The 15,118-nt window shown below is 69.8% G+C and carries 19 protein-coding genes; 16 read left to right on the plus strand and 3 right to left on the minus strand.

What is annotated here, in order from left to right:
• Nucleotides 1-45 precede the first annotated feature (45 nt).
• Nucleotides 46-1,620: a beta-N-acetylhexosaminidase gene (locus HEK131_RS26945; RefSeq protein WP_244452154.1), complete on the minus strand. Its 1,575-nt coding sequence runs from the start codon at nucleotides 1,618-1,620 to the stop codon at nucleotides 46-48.
• 226 nt (nucleotides 1,621-1,846) lie between these two features.
• Between HEK131_RS26945 and HEK131_RS26950 the strand changes: the two genes are divergently transcribed.
• The 12 genes from HEK131_RS26950 to HEK131_RS27005 all read left to right on the plus strand — a co-directional run bounded on the left by HEK131_RS26950 (nucleotide 1,847) and on the right by HEK131_RS27005 (nucleotide 10,147).
• Nucleotides 1,847-2,407, plus strand: coding sequence for a 2-oxo-4-hydroxy-4-carboxy-5-ureidoimidazoline decarboxylase (locus HEK131_RS26950; protein WP_217461098.1), 561 nt, complete (start codon nucleotides 1,847-1,849; stop codon nucleotides 2,405-2,407).
• Between the two features lie 188 nt (nucleotides 2,408-2,595).
• Entirely contained in the window at nucleotides 2,596-2,976 is a 381-nt protein-coding gene (gene sdhC, locus HEK131_RS26955) for a succinate dehydrogenase, cytochrome b556 subunit (protein WP_037774792.1), read from the plus strand.
• A gap of 5 nt (nucleotides 2,977-2,981) precedes the next feature.
• On the plus strand, nucleotides 2,982-3,455 hold the full coding sequence (locus tag HEK131_RS26960; RefSeq protein WP_217461099.1) for a succinate dehydrogenase hydrophobic membrane anchor subunit: 474 nt from the start codon (nucleotides 2,982-2,984) through the stop codon (nucleotides 3,453-3,455).
• Between the two features lie 17 nt (nucleotides 3,456-3,472).
• Complete coding sequence (sdhA, locus tag HEK131_RS26965) at nucleotides 3,473-5,227, plus strand: succinate dehydrogenase flavoprotein subunit (RefSeq protein ID WP_217461100.1); 1,755 nt, start codon at nucleotides 3,473-3,475, stop codon at nucleotides 5,225-5,227.
• Complete coding sequence (locus HEK131_RS26970) at nucleotides 5,227-5,988, plus strand: succinate dehydrogenase iron-sulfur subunit (protein ID WP_217461101.1); 762 nt, start codon at nucleotides 5,227-5,229, stop codon at nucleotides 5,986-5,988. The genes sdhA and HEK131_RS26970 overlap by 1 nt, the downstream gene beginning before the upstream one ends.
• A 148-nt stretch (nucleotides 5,989-6,136) precedes the next feature.
• Entirely contained in the window at nucleotides 6,137-6,745 is a 609-nt protein-coding gene (locus tag HEK131_RS26975; RefSeq protein WP_244337388.1) for a Uma2 family endonuclease, read from the plus strand.
• Nucleotides 6,746-6,821: 76 nt separating this feature from the next.
• On the plus strand, nucleotides 6,822-7,313 hold the full coding sequence (locus HEK131_RS26980) for a hypothetical protein (protein ID WP_244337390.1): 492 nt from the start codon (nucleotides 6,822-6,824) through the stop codon (nucleotides 7,311-7,313).
• Between the two features lie 93 nt (nucleotides 7,314-7,406).
• Nucleotides 7,407-7,817, plus strand: coding sequence for a VOC family protein (locus HEK131_RS26985; protein ID WP_244337392.1), 411 nt, complete (start codon nucleotides 7,407-7,409; stop codon nucleotides 7,815-7,817).
• Between the two features lie 95 nt (nucleotides 7,818-7,912).
• The gene (locus tag HEK131_RS26990; protein WP_244337394.1) at nucleotides 7,913-8,320 is read left to right on the plus strand and encodes a hypothetical protein; all 408 of its coding nucleotides are present in this window, start codon (nucleotides 7,913-7,915) and stop codon (nucleotides 8,318-8,320) included.
• Entirely contained in the window at nucleotides 8,317-8,814 is a 498-nt protein-coding gene (locus tag HEK131_RS26995) for a thiol-disulfide oxidoreductase DCC family protein (RefSeq protein WP_244337396.1), read from the plus strand. Before HEK131_RS26990 ends, HEK131_RS26995 begins: the two co-directional genes overlap by 4 nt.
• A gap of 11 nt (nucleotides 8,815-8,825) precedes the next feature.
• Nucleotides 8,826-9,554, plus strand: coding sequence for a TetR/AcrR family transcriptional regulator (locus HEK131_RS27000; RefSeq protein WP_279614279.1), 729 nt, complete (start codon nucleotides 8,826-8,828; stop codon nucleotides 9,552-9,554).
• Between the two features lie 95 nt (nucleotides 9,555-9,649).
• Nucleotides 9,650-10,147, plus strand: coding sequence for a hemerythrin domain-containing protein (locus HEK131_RS27005; protein ID WP_244337398.1), 498 nt, complete (start codon nucleotides 9,650-9,652; stop codon nucleotides 10,145-10,147).
• A 2-nt stretch (nucleotides 10,148-10,149) separates the two neighbouring features.
• Here HEK131_RS27005 and HEK131_RS27010 read toward each other — a convergent pair whose 3' ends face one another.
• Nucleotides 10,150-10,479 carry a hypothetical protein gene (locus HEK131_RS27010; protein ID WP_244337400.1) on the minus strand — a complete coding sequence of 110 codons (330 nt, stop codon included), beginning with the start codon at nucleotides 10,477-10,479 and terminating at the stop codon, nucleotides 10,150-10,152.
• A 378-nt stretch (nucleotides 10,480-10,857) separates the two neighbouring features.
• On the opposite strand from HEK131_RS27010, the gene HEK131_RS27020 reads away from it, so the two are divergent.
• The 4 genes from HEK131_RS27020 to HEK131_RS27035 all read left to right on the plus strand — a co-directional run bounded on the left by HEK131_RS27020 (nucleotide 10,858) and on the right by HEK131_RS27035 (nucleotide 13,804).
• On the plus strand, nucleotides 10,858-11,685 hold the full coding sequence (locus HEK131_RS27020) for a helix-turn-helix domain-containing protein (protein WP_347881872.1): 828 nt from the start codon (nucleotides 10,858-10,860) through the stop codon (nucleotides 11,683-11,685).
• Nucleotides 11,682-11,888 carry a DUF397 domain-containing protein gene (locus HEK131_RS27025; RefSeq protein ID WP_244337402.1) on the plus strand — a complete coding sequence of 69 codons (207 nt, stop codon included), beginning with the start codon at nucleotides 11,682-11,684 and terminating at the stop codon, nucleotides 11,886-11,888. The genes HEK131_RS27020 and HEK131_RS27025 overlap by 4 nt, the downstream gene beginning before the upstream one ends.
• Nucleotides 11,889-12,021: 133 nt before the next feature.
• Complete coding sequence (locus HEK131_RS27030; protein WP_217461109.1) at nucleotides 12,022-12,801, plus strand: VOC family protein; 780 nt, start codon at nucleotides 12,022-12,024, stop codon at nucleotides 12,799-12,801.
• Nucleotides 12,802-12,970: 169 nt separating this feature from the next.
• Nucleotides 12,971-13,804: a PIG-L family deacetylase gene (locus HEK131_RS27035; RefSeq protein WP_217461110.1), complete on the plus strand. Its 834-nt coding sequence runs from the start codon at nucleotides 12,971-12,973 to the stop codon at nucleotides 13,802-13,804.
• On the opposite strand, the gene HEK131_RS27040 is transcribed toward HEK131_RS27035, so the two are convergent.
• Nucleotides 13,805-15,112 carry a metallophosphoesterase gene (locus tag HEK131_RS27040; RefSeq protein ID WP_244337404.1) on the minus strand — a complete coding sequence of 436 codons (1,308 nt, stop codon included), beginning with the start codon at nucleotides 15,110-15,112 and terminating at the stop codon, nucleotides 13,805-13,807.
• Nucleotides 15,113-15,118 lie beyond the last annotated feature (6 nt).

Consider the following 15,118-nt stretch of genomic DNA (forward strand, 5'->3'; position numbering starts at 1 on the left):
CGAGCGAACACGGAAACTTACGTGTTACGCCCACATTCCGTCCACTCAGCCCAGCTTGTTCGACAGCTCCTTGAACTGCGGCCAGGACAGCGGTGGTTGACCCGAGTCCCAGAGCTTCTGCACCGTGGCCCGCAGCGGCATCCGGATGCCGGACGCGACCTGGCTCTCGGTCTGCGCATTCGGGAAGTCGCACCACACGGCGAAGGAACCGCCGGGGATCTGACCGTCGTACCGCGCCGGGACCGCGCTCGTGCCCCGGATCACGCGCGGGGTCCACTGCTGGTAGATCCGCTGGCCGGTCGGGTAGGTGAAGTCGTTCGGCTCGCCGAGGACGTAGTACAGGTACTCGTCGTTGTAGTTGTAGACCTCGCGGCCCGCGCTCAGGTAGTCCACCGGGGGCCGGGCGCCGATCTCCTTGCCGGTCCAGTAGGCGACCTGGATGTCCTTGGCGGGCTGGATCGTGGAGTCGCGCAGGAAGCCGTCGTTCCACGCCCGCATGGTGCGGTCGTGGGCCCGGATGGTGTCCGCTCGGCCGTTCAGCCAGCCGGTGGTGAGGTCGGCGACGTTGCCGTTCGCGCCGTAGGCGTCACGGGCGGCCGCGGCGAGCTGCGGGTAGGACGCCTCGGGGTCGGAGACGACCAGCGCCTGGTACTCGTCGCCGCCCAGGTTCCACTTGTCGCCCGGGAAGAGGTCCGCGTACTCGTCGAGCAGATCGTCGACGATCTTCGCGGACTCGGGCTTGGAGATGTCGATCGCGCCGCGCGTGGCCTTGCCGTTGACGTTGCGGAGCTGGAGATCGGGGTGGGCGGCGATGACGGCGCCCAGGTGCCCCGGCGAGTCGATCTCGGGCACGATCTGGATGTGCCGGGCGGCGGCCAGGTCGACGATCTTCTTGACCTGCGCCTTGGTGAGGTGGTCCTTGGAGACGATCTCGGGGTGGCTGGTGGACTGGATGCGGAACGCCTGGTCGTCGGAGAAGTGCAGGCCCAGCTCGTTGTACTTCAGGTCGCCCAGCTCGCGTATCCGGTCCTCGATCCAGGTCTCGGAGAACGGTTTGCGCGCGATGTCCAGCATGAAGCCGCGCGAGGGCTTGGCGGGCTCGTCCTTGACGACGCCCTCGGGGGCGGTGCCGCCGCCGTGGACCTCTTGTTTCAGGGTCCGGGTGCCGTAGAAGACGCCCGCGTCGGCGGGCCCCGTGATGTCGACGCGGCCGTCGCGCACGGTCATGGTGTACGACTCCGGGTTGCCGCTCCCGCCCAGGCCGAGCCGGACGTCGCCGGCCCGGGTGTCGTTCTTCTCGCCGCCGTAGTCGAGGCCCAGCTCACCGGCTATGAGCTTGCCCTCGTCGGCCAGCGCCGGGTCGGTCACCACCACCCGTGCGCCGTCCCGCGGCTTCCAGCCGGGCCCGCGCGCCGACGTGTGGTCGCGCACGGCCGGGATCGTCTTCGGCGCCTGGGACATCGGGTACGAGCGGCTCGGCGACGGGGTCGGCGGGTCGGCCTGCCGGGAGGCACCGACCGCGCCCGCGTCCGAGCCTCCACCGGAACCACCGCCTCCGGATGATGCCCACACTCCGACGCCCACCCCGGTCACCACGGTCCCGACGACCGCGGCGGCCATGATGGCCCGCTTCCGTTTGACCTGCCGCGCCGTAGCACGGTGTCTGTGCTGGCTCACCCTCCCAACGTACGACCGAAACGCCGATCTTTCGTCATCGAGCCGCTCTGAAACTCTCCCGTCCGAGTGAAATTCGGGCATCCGTCGGACACACAGTGACCACTCTCGATAACGTGTCGGCACATCCTTCACAGCTCCCCCTGCCGCCCCTGCCACCATGGCTCCCCCCATGCCGCATCCAGTGACGCGAGGACCCACGCTGCCTGCGCACCGTTCGCCGTATCTCCCCACCCCGCTGGACGCCTTCAATCTGGCGCCTGCCGAGGAGGCCCGCGCGCTGCTCCTGCGCTGTCTGCGCAACGCCCGCTGGGCGCACCGGCTCGCCGAGCACCGCCCCTATCCCGACCTGGGCGCCCTGCTGGCGGCGGCGGACGAGGCGGCCTACGACCTGCGGCCCGTCGACCTGGCCGACGCCCTGGCGAGCGAGTCCCTGCCCGAGCTGCCCGAGGACACCTACTCGGCGGCCCACACGGCCCTGAGCGCGGCACACGCCGCCTACGAGGCCCGCTTCGGCCATGTGTTCGTCATCGCGCCGGGCGGCGCCACCCCCGAGGAAGCACTCGACCGCGTCCTGGAAGGCATCCGGTCACGATTGGCGAACGATCCCGAGGACGAGCGGGTGGTCGCCGCCGAGGAACTCCGGGGTCTGGCCAGGCACCGCCTCGCGGCCCATCTGGGCTCCATGGGCACCCGCGCGACCAGCCACTACGCGCCCCGGCCGGGCGTATAGCGGACGAACCCGCCCGGATGCGCCGAAGCGGGAATCACGGAACGGGCCGGATCACCCGAAACAGGCCCCCCGTCAGCCGCACCGCGCCTCATGGATACGATGCTGAGGGCCGGTGGACCGTACCCGGCCGGGCCCGACCGACAGTGAAGCCGGCGCGGCCCTAGTCCCCGCATCCGGAGGGTTCTTCCGTGCCGGCTGGAACGCTGTACCGCGGCCGGGAAGGTATGTGGTCCTGGGTGGCTCATCGAGTCACCGGCGTCCTCATCTTCTTCTTCCTGTTCGTTCACGTGCTGGACACCGCCCTCGTGCGTGTCTCCCCCGAGGACTACGACAAGGTCGTAGCCACGTACAAGACCCCGATCGTCGCGCTGCTGGAGTACGGCCTCGTGGCCGCAATCCTCTTCCACGCGCTCAACGGTCTGCGCGTCATCGCCGTCGACTTCTGGTCGAAGGGCCCGCGCTACCAGAAGCAGATGCTGTGGAGCGTCCTCGGCGTCTGGATCATCCTGATGGCCGGTGCCCTGTACCCGGTCCTCGGCCACGCCGCTCGTGTCCTGTTCGGGAGCTGACGCCGATGTCCACCTCTGAGATCAACCTGACGGGCTCCTCCGCGGACGCCGCCGAGGACGCCTACGCGCTGTCCCTCGACGCGCCCCGCGCGCGCACCCGCACCAAGAAGACCCCGAAGTCCACGCGGGGCAACTTCGAGATGGCCGCCTGGCTCTTCATGCGCCTGTCCGGCGTCGTGCTGGTCGTCCTGGTCCTCGGCCACCTGCTGATCCAGCTCGTGCTGGACGGCGGCGTCTCCAAGATCGGCTTCGCCTTCGTGGCCGGCCGCTGGGCGTCCCCGTTCTGGCAGGTCTGGGACCTGCTGATGCTGTGGCTGGCGATGCTCCACGGCGCCAACGGCCTGCGCACGGTCATCAACGACTACGCGGAGCGCGTGAACACCCGCCTGTGGCTCAAGGGCCTGCTCTACACGGCCACGGTGTTCACCATCCTGCTGGGCACGCTGGTGATCTTCACCTTCGACCCGAACATCCGCTAGGCGGGGCTGCGAGAATCATGAAGATCCACAAGTACGACACCGTCATCGTCGGCGCCGGTGGCGCGGGCATGCGCGCGGCCATCGAGTCCACGAAGCGCAGCCGCACCGCCGTGCTGACCAAGCTCTACCCCACCCGCTCCCACACGGGCGCCGCGCAGGGCGGCATGGCCGCCGCGCTGGCGAACGTGGAGGAGGACAACTGGGAGTGGCACACCTTCGACACGGTCAAGGGCGGTGACTACCTGGTCGACCAGGACGCCGCCGAGATCCTGGCGAAGGAGGCCATCGACGCGGTCCTCGACCTGGAGAAGATGGGCCTGCCGTTCAACCGGACACCCAACGGCACCATCGACCAGCGGCGCTTCGGCGGTCACTCCCGCAACCACGGCGAGGCCCCGGTCCGCCGGTCCTGCTACGCGGCCGACCGCACCGGCCACATGATCCTCCAGACGCTGTACCAGAACTGCGTCAAGGAGGGCGTGGAGTTCTTCAACGAGTTCTACGTGCTGGACCAGCTCATCACCGAGGTCGACGGCGTCAAGACGTCCTCCGGTGTGATCGCGTACGAGCTGGCCACCGGCGAGATCCACGTCTTCCAGGCGAAGTCCGTGATCTACGCGTCCGGCGGCACCGGCAAGTTCTTCAAGGTGACCTCCAACGCGCACACCCTGACCGGTGACGGCCAGGCCGCGTGCTTCCGCCGGGGCATCCCGCTGGAGGACATGGAGTTCTTCCAGTTCCACCCGACCGGCATCTGGCGCATGGGCATCCTGCTGACGGAGGGCGCCCGCGGTGAGGGCGGCATCCTCCGCAACAAGGACGGCGAGCGCTTCATGGAGAAGTACGCGCCGGTCATGAAGGACCTCGCGTCCCGTGACGTCGTCTCGCGCTCCATCTACACGGAGATCCGTGAGGGCCGCGGCTGCGGTCCCGAGGGCGACCACGTCTACCTCGACCTCACGCACCTCCCGCCGGAGCAGCTCGACGCCAAGCTGCCCGACATCACGGAGTTCGCGCGGACCTACCTCGGTATCGAGCCCTACACGGACCCGATCCCGATCCAGCCCACCGCGCACTACGCCATGGGCGGCATCCCGACCAACGTCGAGGGTGAGGTCCTGTCGGACAACACCACCGTCGTGCCGGGTCTGTACGCGGCCGGCGAGGTCGCCTGTGTCTCCGTGCACGGCGCCAACCGCCTGGGCACCAACTCGCTGCTGGACATCAACGTGTTCGGCCGCCGCGCGGGCATCGCCGCCGCCGACTACGCCCACACCGTGGACTTCGTCGAGCTGCCGGAGAACCCCGAGGCGATGGTCGTCGCGCAGATCGAGCGACTGCGGGACGCCACGGGCACCGAGCGGGTGGCCGACATCCGCCGGGAGCTGCAGGAGACCATGGACGCCAACGTCATGGTGTTCCGCACCGAGCAGACGATCAAGACGGCGGTCGAGAAGATCGCCGAGCTGCGCGAGCGGTACCTCAACGTGTCGATCCAGGACAAGGGCAAGCGGTTCAACACCGACCTGCTGGAGGCCATCGAGCTGGGCAACCTGCTGGAGCTGGCCGAGGTCATGGCAATCTCCGCACTGGCCCGCAAGGAGTCCCGCGGCGGTCACTACCGCGAGGACTACCCGAACCGCGACGACGTCAACTTCATGCGCCACACGATGGCGTACCGCGAGGTGGGCGACGACGGCTCGGAGACCGTGCGTCTCGACTACAAGCCGGTCGTCCAGACCCGCTACCAGCCGATGGAGCGTAAGTACTGATGGCTACCCCTGTTCTGGACAAGGTGGAGGCGGACTCCGCGGCGTCCCCCTACATCACGGTCACCCTGCGCATCCGCCGGTTCAACCCGGAGGTCTCGGCGGAGGTCCACTGGGAAGACTTCCAGTTGGAGATGGACCCCAAGGAGCGCGTCCTCGACGGGCTCAACAAGATCAAGTGGGACCTCGACGGCACGCTGACCTTCCGCCGTTCCTGCGCCCACGGCATCTGCGGGTCCGACGCGATGCGGATCAACGGCAAGAACCGTCTGGCCTGCAAGACGCTGATCAAGGACGTCAACCCCGAGAAGCCGATCACGGTCGAGCCCATCAAGGGCCTGACCGCGCTCAAGGACCTCGTGGTCGACATGGACCCGTTCTTCCAGGCGTACCGGGACGTCATGCCGTTCCTGGTCACCAACGACACCAACGAGCCGACCCGTGAGCGGCTGCAGTCGGCGGAGGACCGCGAGCGCTTCGACGACACCACGAAGTGCATCCTGTGCGCCGCGTGCACCTCGTCGTGCCCGGTGTTCTGGAACGACGGCCAGTACTTCGGCCCGGCCGCGATCGTGAACGCGCACCGCTTCATCTTCGACTCGCGCGACGATGCCGGTGAGCAGCGCCTGGAGATCCTCAACGACCGCGACGGCGTGTGGCGCTGCCGCACGACCTTCAACTGCACGGACGCCTGCCCGCGCGGTATCGAGGTCACGAAGGCGATCCAGGAAGTCAAGCGCGCCCTGATCACGCGCCGCTTCTGAGACCGACCCGCGAGGGCCCCGTTCCGGTTTCCGGAACGGGGCCCTTCGTCGTCCGGAGACACCTTCGGGTGAAGGGGATCGTTCGGGACGTAGGGGGACGGCGCGGCCTACGATGATGCTCTCGGCACCGGTCCCTGGGAGGCACCTCATGTCCGCAGCAGCCGTCGAGCAGCCTCACGGCGAGAGCGCGCTGATCGCGGAAGCCAACCGGCTCATGGAACGTAATCCGGGCTACCGCGTCGAGATCATCGGAGGCCAGCTCCTCGTGTCCCCGCCTCCTGACGGTCCGCACGGTGTCGCCATGACCGATGTGATGCTGCCCTTCGCGTCCGCCGGTCTTCACGGAACCGAGTCCAAGATCGTGGCGGGCATCGGCCTCTGGCTGCCGACGGGCGCCGACGACTACGCGATCCCCGACGTCTCCCTGGTCGACAGCGACTACCGGGACCACTACGTGGGCAACAACTGCTACGCCCCCGTGTGCTTCCGCCTCGTCGTGGAGGTCACCTCCAGCAACTACCGCACCGACCTGCGCACCAAGGTCGCCGCCTACGCCGAGGCGAAGGTTCCGGTGTACGTCATCGTGGACCGGAAGCACGAACGACTGCACGTGCTCTCCCGCCCCGTGGGGGACACCTACGAGAGCCATCGGCCCCACACCCCTGGCGAACTCGTCGTCCTCCCCGACTCCATCGGCGCGAAGGTAACCCTGGACGCGGCCGCGATCATCGAGGCGGGGCGCCCACAGCGTCCTTGATTCTTTCCGTGCCGTCGCAACCGGGCTGGCAGGATGGGCTCCGCCAGGACATCGCGTGACACAGGGGGCCACCAGCATGAACAAGCCGTACCCGCAGCCCGGCGAGACCCCGCAGTGGGGCCCCGGGCAGCCCCCGGCGACGCCCGGCTACGGCTACCCGGCGTATCCGCCGCCGCAGCAGCCCGCCGGGTACGGCTTCCCGCAGCAGACCGCCCCTCCGGGAGCCCCGCTGCTGGCTCTCGGGGATATCACGGTGGTCGGCGACCAGATCATCACCCCGGCGGGGACGTTGCCCCTGCGGGGCGCGGTCTGGAACGCCACCGACCTCTCCCACACCGAGGAGAAGATCCCGTCGCACGCCATCGTGCTGGCGATCGTCTTCTTCATCTTCTGCCTGCTGGGACTGTTCTTCCTCCTGATGAAGGAGAAGAAGACCACGGGCTACATCCAGGTCAGTGTGACCAGCGCGGGCCGGCACCACTCCACGATGATCCCGGCCCACCGACAGGACGCCTTCCAGGCGGTCATGGCTCAGGTCGCCTACGCGCGGTCGCTGAGCGGGATGTGATCCGCCGCGCCGTCTCGGCTCAACGAGTGATCAAGCAACCCCTGTACGGGCGGCCCGCCCCGCTGGGCCGGGAGACCCCCCTAGCCTGACGGAATGTCAGACGACGAAGCGCATGAGCTGCTGGGGTTCGACAACGCGGTGCTGCCCGTAGGGGATGTCGGGGAGGCCGTCGGGTTCTACGAGCGGGCCGGTTTCACCGTGGGGTTCCGGTTCGACGAGGGCGGGATCGCGCTGCTGAGGGTGGGCGGGGAGACGCCCGGCATCCTGTTGCGGTTCGAGGAGGGGCTCGGGCACCGGCCGCCCTCCTGGCCCTCGCCACGCCTGTGGCTGGAGGTGCCGGACGCGCGGGCGGCGGCGCGGCGGATGGCGGAGGGCGGCTTCGAGCCGCTGGACGAGGCGATGTCGACGGCGACCGGGCGGACCGTCGAGTTCGCCGACCCCTGGGGCAACATCTTCGGCTTCACCGACTACACCAAGCGCCCCGAACTCGCCCGCAGGGCTTGAGATCCGGGCCTCACCTCTCTTGGTTGAACACGTTCAAAAACAGGGCTACAGTCATGCCTGTCAGCGTTTTGAACGCGTTCAAGAAGGGGTGGGGCATGGACCGCACCGTCATCGCCTATGTGATCTACCTGGCCGTCAGCATCGGGCTGACCGTCTGGGTGGCCCGGACGCTCAGCCGCAACGGCCGGGTCTTCCTGGCCGACGTGCTGCACGGCAACGAGAAGCTCGCCGACGCCGTCAACCACCTTCTGGTGGTGGGCTTCTACCTCGTCAACCTCGGCTTCGTGACGCTCTACCTGAGCGACGACGGCACCATCGACGACACCCGGGGCGTCTTCGAGGCCCTGTCGGCCAAGCTCGGCGTGGTGCTGCTGGTGCTCGGCGCGATGCACCTGGGCAACGTCTTCGTGCTCAACAAGATCCGCCGGCGCGGCCTGATGGAGCGGGAGACGCAGCCGCCGGTCGCCCCGCAGGGCTGGGTGCCGCCGACGGCCGGGGCGTGAGCACCGTGGCCACCGCGGCGGACCGGGGCGTCACGAGCGCCCCGGTCCGGGGGCTGACGGTCCTCTACGACGCCGAGTGCGCCCTCTGCACCCACCTGCGCGACTGGCTCGTGAGGCAGTCGCAGTTGGTGCCGCTGGAGCTGGTGCCCGCCGGGTCGGCCGAGGCCCGCACGCGGTTCCCCGGCATCGACCCCGCCCGCACCCTGGAGGAGGTCACCGTGATCGGGGACTCCGGCCAGGTGTACCGGGGCACGGCGGCCTGGATCGTCGTGCTGTGGGCGCTGCGCGAGCACCGCCCGCTGGCACACCGCCTCAGCTCGCCGACCGGCGCGGTGCTGGCGCGGGGGGCGGTGCTGGCGGCGGCCAGGTACCGGGGAGCGCAGTGGGGCGGGCGCAGGACGTACAGCCGGGCGGACGGCTGGCGGTACGAGCCCGACGCGGGCTGGGTGTACGAGCCCCCGTCCTGCGCCGACGGCGCCTGCCCCACTGGTTAGGCTCTCCTATCGTGCCCGCGAAGAACGACGGCCCCGAGGCCGGACCACAGAGCAAGTCGGAGCAGACCCGTGCGCTGATCCTCGAGACCGCGATGCGGCTGTTCCAGGAGAACGGCTACGACAAGACCACGATGCGGGCCATCGCCAAGGAGGCGGGAGTCTCCGTCGGCAACGCCTACTACTACTTCGCGGGCAAGGAGCACCTGATCCAGGGCTTCTACGACCGGATCGCCGCCGAGCACCAGGTGGCGGTCCGGTCGGTGCTGGACGAGGAGTCCGATCTGGAGGCCCGGCTCGCGGGCGTCCTGACCGCGTGGCTGGACATCGCCGAGCCGTACCACGAGTTCGCCGTGCAGTTCTTCAAGAACGCGGCCGACCCGGACAGCCCGCTCAGCCCCTTCTCACCGGAGAGCGAGCACGCCCGCGAGCAGGCGATCAGCGTGCACCGGGAGGTGCTGGCGGGCTCGAAGTCCAAGGTCTCCCCCGAGCTCCGGGACGCCCTGCCCGAACTGATGTGGCTCTCCCAGATGGGCCTGGTCCTGTACTGGGTCTTCGACCGTACGGAGAACCGTGAGCGCAGCTACCGCCTGGCGCGACGCGGCGCCCGCCTGACCTCGCGGGGCGTGGCCCTGTCCCGCTTCCGGGTCCTGCGCCCGCTGGTCCTGGAGGTCCACGAGCTCTTCAACGACTTCCTGCCGGGCATGACGAAGGCCCTCCCTGCGCCGCGCGGCCGAAGCTGATTCCGCCCCGCGCGGCAGGTCATCCCTGCGCAGGGCGGGGGTACACGGTGGGGGCCCGAACACTTCGCATACTTCGCACGAGAGTGGTGCCCCTCATGGCCGAGACCCAGGACGTCGTCGAACTCATCCTCCTTGACCACCGCCGTATGGAGGACCTGTTCCGGCAGATGCGCAGCGTCGAGGCCGACCGGGCCGGGGCGCTCAAGGAGTTCGCCGATCTGCTGGTGGCGCACGCGCTGGCGGAGGAGGCGGAGGTCTACCCCGCCCTGAAGCGGTACCGGAACATCGACGACGAAGAGGTCGAGCACGGCGAGCACGAGCACGACGAGGGGAACGAGGCCCTGCTGAACCTGCTGGAGGTGAAGGAGGTCGGCTCCGAGGACTGGAACTCCAAGCTGGAGGAGCTGGTGGAGGCCATCACCCACCACACCGACGAGGAGGAACGCACCATCCTCAACGGCGCCCGCGAGAACGTGCCGATGCCGCGTCGCGAGGAGCTGGGCGCGGCCTTCGTCGCGGACCGCGACCACCGCCTCAAGGACGAGCCGGGCTCGGTCGAGAACCTGCGCCGCATCGTCGGCTCCTCCGACTGAAGTCAGCCGTGCAGGAGGTCCCGCATCTCCCAGGAGTGGCCGGGGTCGTGGCCGTCGAAGAGCCGGCACACGTCGTCGTCCCCGGCCGGGGCCTCGCAGGGCCCCAGCCGGACGAACGTGTACCGGTCGCCGCCCCACCGCACCCATAGCTGCGCTGCCCTGTCGATCTCGGCCAGATGGTCGGCGTGGAGGCCCTCGTGGGTGGCTTCCAGCTCGCAGGTGGCGTGTGTCAGTTCGTGCGGGGGCAGGTCGGCCGGGTCCTCCCCCGCGTCCCGGAGGTGCCGGATCAACTCGTCGCGGGGTGGCCGGCCGGTCTGGTTGCAGTGCCTCATGGCGTGAGGGCCTCCTCGAAGTCGTCGTCGGGTTCGCGTCACAGGTACTCACCCCTGCTCCGGGCGTTCGCGCGAGCGGTCAGGGCCCGTAATCGCTGCTCGGGGGTGGCCGGACGCGTGTCCTGGGGACGGACGGTCCATTCGGTCCCACCGGTGGCGGGCCGCAGCGACCAGAGCCCGGCCCACTCCCCGCGGAACTCCCCCACGCGGTCGTCCACGTCCACCAAGAGGGTTCCGACGGGCGGGGGTTGAGGGGGTTCGTCCAGCACGGGATCGTTCCTCTCCGTAGCGAATCCACTACCAAGGGAAGTCAGCGTGGCTTAGAGTTGGGCTGTCTTCAACTTGCGCTATTTGCACGGATAGTTGGGATGGTGACTGTTGAACCGGAAAGAGCTGGAGCCCGATAGGTCGCCCGGAGCAGCCTTCGGACAGCGTCTGCGCAGCCTGCGGGACGAGCGAGGCTGGACGCAGGACGAACTGGCGGAGCGGATGGGGTATTCGGGCACTCACATCTCGGCCGTGGAAACTGGTCGCCGCTCCCCAACTCCCCACTTCGCGCAGAGCGTCGACAAGGCGTTCGGAACCGGTGATCGGTTCGAGCGCCAGGGGCGAGCCGTGCGCAACACCGGCCTGCTGGAGGGGTTTCCGGAGTACGTCCCGCACGAGAAGAGAGCAGTGGAAATCAGGCTCTTCGAACTGGGGATCATTCCTGGCCTGCTCCAGACGCCGGAGTATGCCGCTGCCATCACGACCGGAGCCGTCCGGCGTGGAGCGATCACGGAGCAACAGGCCGAGGAGCGGCTGGCGTTACTCGCACAACGGCGGGCAGCGCTGGAGCGCACTCCGCCACCGCTGGTGTTCGTGGTTCTCGACGAGAGTTGCCTCAGGAGGATCGTCGGCGGCCCCGAAGTCATGGAAGCGCAGCTCGCCAAGCTTCTCGACTTCGCCGAACTACCCACCAGCGTGCTCCAAGTGGCGCCGTTCGACCTCGGTGAGCGACGAGCGTTCGACCTGCCGGTCCACCTGCTGACCCTGGCCGACAGGGCCAACCTCGCCTACGCGGAGTCGGCCCAGCGAGGGCATCTGATGCGCGAAACCGCTCCGGTCGTGGCGATGCTGACGGCCTACCATCAACTGCAGGCTGAAGCGCTGTCGCAGGCGGCTTCCGTGGCCATGATCGAACAGATTCGAAAGGGCACACCGTGAGCGAGACCCCGAACTGGTTCAAGTCCTCCTACAGCAGCAACGGCGGCGCCTGCGTCGAGGTCGCCACCAACCTGCTCCCCACGCACGGCATCGTCCCCGTCCGTGACTCCAAGGTCCCCGCGGGCGCCGTACTGGAACTCCCCGCCGGTGCCTTCTCCGCCTTCGTGACCGGCGTCAAGGGCGGGGACTTCGGCACCGTCTGAGACCGCCTCCGCGTAGGACGACAGAGCCTCGTCGCCCACGGGTGGCGAGGCTTCGCGGCGTGTCGGGGCGCACGGGCCGTACCGGGGCGTAAAGGTGTCCGCCTGGACGACCTACCACCTGGGAGAGCGAGCGATGCCCGAAGTCACCACCCCCTACGCGACCGGCACACCCTGCTGGGTCGATCTGATGGCGCAGGACCAGCAGGCCGCGCTGGACTTCTACCGTGACCTGTTCGGCTGGCAGGGCGAAGCCGGTCCGCCCGAGTTCGGCGGCTACGCGGTCTGTGAGCTGGAGGACAGGGCCGTCGCCGGTATCGGCCCGACGATGGCCCCCGAGGGCTCGTCGGAACCCCCCACCGTGTGGACGAGCTATCTGGCCACCACGGACGCGGTGGCCACCCAGGACCAGATCGTCGCGGCGGGCGGCACGCTGCTGGCGCCGGTGATGGAGGTCGGCAGCCTGGGCCGGATGCTGGTCGCCGCCGACCCGCAGGGCGCGGTGTTCGGCGTATGGCAGCCGGGCGAGTTCTTCGGCGCGGGCGTGGTCAACGAGCCGGGCGCGCTGACCTGGAACGAGCTGCACACCAGCGACGTGGAGGCCGCCACCGCCTTCTACGGCGAGGCGTTCGGCATCGAGATCATGCCGGCCGAGGGCCACGACTCCTACTGGGAGCTGCACGTCGGCGGCCGTACGGTCGGCGGCGCCACCCTCCTCGCCAACGACCCGCCGGGCACCCCGGCCCACTGGCTGACGTACTTCGCGGTCGACGACGTGGACTCCACGGTGGACGCCCTGGTCCGGCGCGACGGCAACGTCCTCGTGCCGCCGTTCGACATGGCGGCCGGCCGTATGACCGTGGTCACCGACCCGCAGGGCGCCCCGTTCGCGATGATCCAGCCGAACATGCCCTGATCCCCCGAGCCCCACAGCCCCGCCGGAACGCCCGGCCGGGGCCAGGGGCGCTCGGCCCGGCTTCAGCGGCCGGTCCGGGAACACGTGATCCGGTCTGCGGGGTTGCATCGACCGAGGGACGCGCCCGCCGCGTACTTCGACCACGACCTGATTCGCAGGAGGACTCTTCATGGCTGACCGGCCCTTGACGCTCATGGCAGTGCACGCCCACCCCGACGACGAGGCCACCGGGACCGGAGGGGTCCTCGCGCTGTATGCGGCGGAGGGCATCCGGACGGTGCTGGTGACCTGTACCGACGGTGGGTGCGGGGACGGGCCGGGGGGTGTGAAGCCCGGCGAGGCCGGACATGACCCGGTGGCGGTCGCCCGGATGCGGCGGGACGAGCTCGAGGCGAGCTGCGAGGTCCTGAAGATCAGCGACCTGGAGATGCTGGACTACGCCGACTCCGGGATGACGGGCTGGGCGAGCAACGACGCCCCCGACTCCTTCTGGCAGACCCCGGTGGAGGAAGGCGCGGCCCGCCTCGCGGAGCTGATGCGGCACTACCGCCCCGATGTGGTCGTCACCTATGACGAGAACGGTTTCTATGGGCACCCCGACCACATCCAGGCCCACCGCATCACCATGGCCGCGCTGGAGCTGACCGACCTGACCCCCAAGGTCTACTGGACCACCGTCCCCCGCTCGCAGATGGCCCGCTTCGGCGAGGTCATGCGCGAGTTCGCGGGCGACATGCCCGAGCCCGACCCCGCCGAGGCCGCCGCCCTGGCCGAGATCGGACTCCCCGACGACGAGATCACCACCTGGGTCGACACCACCCTCTACAGCGACCAGAAGTACGACGCCCTGGCCGCGCACGCCAGTCAGGGCGAGAACATCTTCTTCCTCAAGATGGGCAAGGAGAGGTTCGGCGAGCTGATGGGCACGGAGACCTTCGTACGGGTCCGGGACACCACCGGCGCCCCGACCCCGGAGGACGACCTCTTCGCCGGACTGCGCTGACTACGCCTCGCGTGAGGCCAGTTCGATCACCGTGATGTCCGACGGCGCGGCCACCCGCGTCGGCGGGCCCCACGCCCCCGCGCCCCGGCTGACGTAGAGCTGGGTGTCGCCGTAGCGCTCCAGGCCCGCCACCGTCGGGTTCGCCGCCTTCGCGATGAGGTTGCCGGGCCAGAGCTGGCCGCCGTGGGTGTGGCCGGAGAGCTGGAGGTCCACGTCGTAGCGGACGGCCTCGTGGACCTGGACCGGCTGGTGGGCCATGAGGACGCAGGCCCGCGAGACGTCGCGGTCGCCGAGGGCCCTGGCGAAGTCCGGGCCGTGGCCCTCGCCCCGGCCCTGGAGGTCGTTCACCCCGGCCAGGTCGAAGTACGGCAGCTCGGTGCGGGCGTTCTCCAGTGGGCGCATGCCCAGGGTGCGGACCTCGTCCAGCCACTGCGCGGCGCCGGAGAAGTACTCGTGGTTGCCGGTGACGAAGTACGTGCCGAGCCGGGACTCCAGCCCCGCCAGCGGAGCCGCCGCCGGACCCAGGTTCTTGACGCTGCCGTCCACCAGGTCGCCGACGACCGCGATCATGTCCGGCTGGGTCGAGTTGATCGTGTCGACCACCGTCTGCGCGAAGTTCCGTCCCAGCACCGGGCCCAGGTGGATGTCGCTGACCACCGCGATGCGGAAGCCGTGCGCCGAGCGCGGGAGCTTGGCCAGCGGGACCGTCAGCCGCTTCACGCGCGGACCGCGCAGCACCCCGTACGTGCCCCAGCCGGTCGTACCCAGCGCCACCGCCGCGGCCGTGCCCCCGGCGACCCGGGAGACGAAGACGCGGCGGGAGAGGGCGGAGGCGGCGAGCGCCGTGGCCTCCGGGGCATCCTCGGCCGCGTCATCGGCCGCTGCTGAGGGTTCCGCCGGGGACGCCGTCCCCTCCCCCGCAGCCCGCCCCGCCGGAGGCGACAGCACCGGTACCCCCGCCAGCCCCGCGAGCACCGCCTCCCGCGTGGCGCGGCGCGCCCGCCGGGCCGCCCACACCCGCACCGGCTCGGTCGCGACCGTCGCCAGCAGCAGGTACAGGGCCAGGGCCATCCACAGGAACCCCGGCCAGGCCAGGGTCCGTTGGAGCCAGAAGGGGGCGCCGGAGCGTTCCGCGACCAGGGCGGCGACCATCAGCACCGGGGCCGCGACGAAGAGCACCGTGCCCGCACGGCGGGCGGCCCCGCGCGGCCGGGTGGTGTCGCGGACCAGGCGGCGCCAGACGTACCAGTGGAGGCCCGCCACGAGGGCCAGTACGGCCAGGGCGACGAGCACGAAGACGATGACCACCCGACG

The organism is Streptomyces seoulensis (assembly GCF_022846655.1).
Taxonomy (GTDB): Bacteria; Actinomycetota; Actinomycetes; order Streptomycetales; family Streptomycetaceae; genus Streptomyces.

Coding starts and splice junctions, on each gene's coding strand:
- HEK131_RS26945 (WP_244452154.1), bottom strand. CDS start 1,620: ATGGCCGCCGCGGTCGTCGGGACCGTGGTGACCGGGGTGGGCGTCGGA.
- HEK131_RS26950 (WP_217461098.1), top strand. CDS start 1,847: ATGCCGCATCCAGTGACGCGAGGACCCACGCTGCCTGCGCACCGTTCG.
- HEK131_RS26960 (WP_217461099.1), top strand. CDS start 2,982: ATGTCCACCTCTGAGATCAACCTGACGGGCTCCTCCGCGGACGCCGCC.
- sdhA (WP_217461100.1), top strand. CDS start 3,473: ATGAAGATCCACAAGTACGACACCGTCATCGTCGGCGCCGGTGGCGCG.
- HEK131_RS26970 (WP_217461101.1), top strand. CDS start 5,227: ATGGCTACCCCTGTTCTGGACAAGGTGGAGGCGGACTCCGCGGCGTCC.
- HEK131_RS26975 (WP_244337388.1), top strand. CDS start 6,137: ATGTCCGCAGCAGCCGTCGAGCAGCCTCACGGCGAGAGCGCGCTGATC.
- HEK131_RS26980 (WP_244337390.1), top strand. CDS start 6,822: ATGAACAAGCCGTACCCGCAGCCCGGCGAGACCCCGCAGTGGGGCCCC.
- HEK131_RS26985 (WP_244337392.1), top strand. CDS start 7,407: ATGTCAGACGACGAAGCGCATGAGCTGCTGGGGTTCGACAACGCGGTG.
- HEK131_RS26990 (WP_244337394.1), top strand. CDS start 7,913: ATGGACCGCACCGTCATCGCCTATGTGATCTACCTGGCCGTCAGCATC.
- HEK131_RS27005 (WP_244337398.1), top strand. CDS start 9,650: ATGGCCGAGACCCAGGACGTCGTCGAACTCATCCTCCTTGACCACCGC.
- HEK131_RS27010 (WP_244337400.1), bottom strand. CDS start 10,479: ATGAGGCACTGCAACCAGACCGGCCGGCCACCCCGCGACGAGTTGATC.
- HEK131_RS27030 (WP_217461109.1), top strand. CDS start 12,022: ATGCCCGAAGTCACCACCCCCTACGCGACCGGCACACCCTGCTGGGTC.
- HEK131_RS27035 (WP_217461110.1), top strand. CDS start 12,971: ATGGCTGACCGGCCCTTGACGCTCATGGCAGTGCACGCCCACCCCGAC.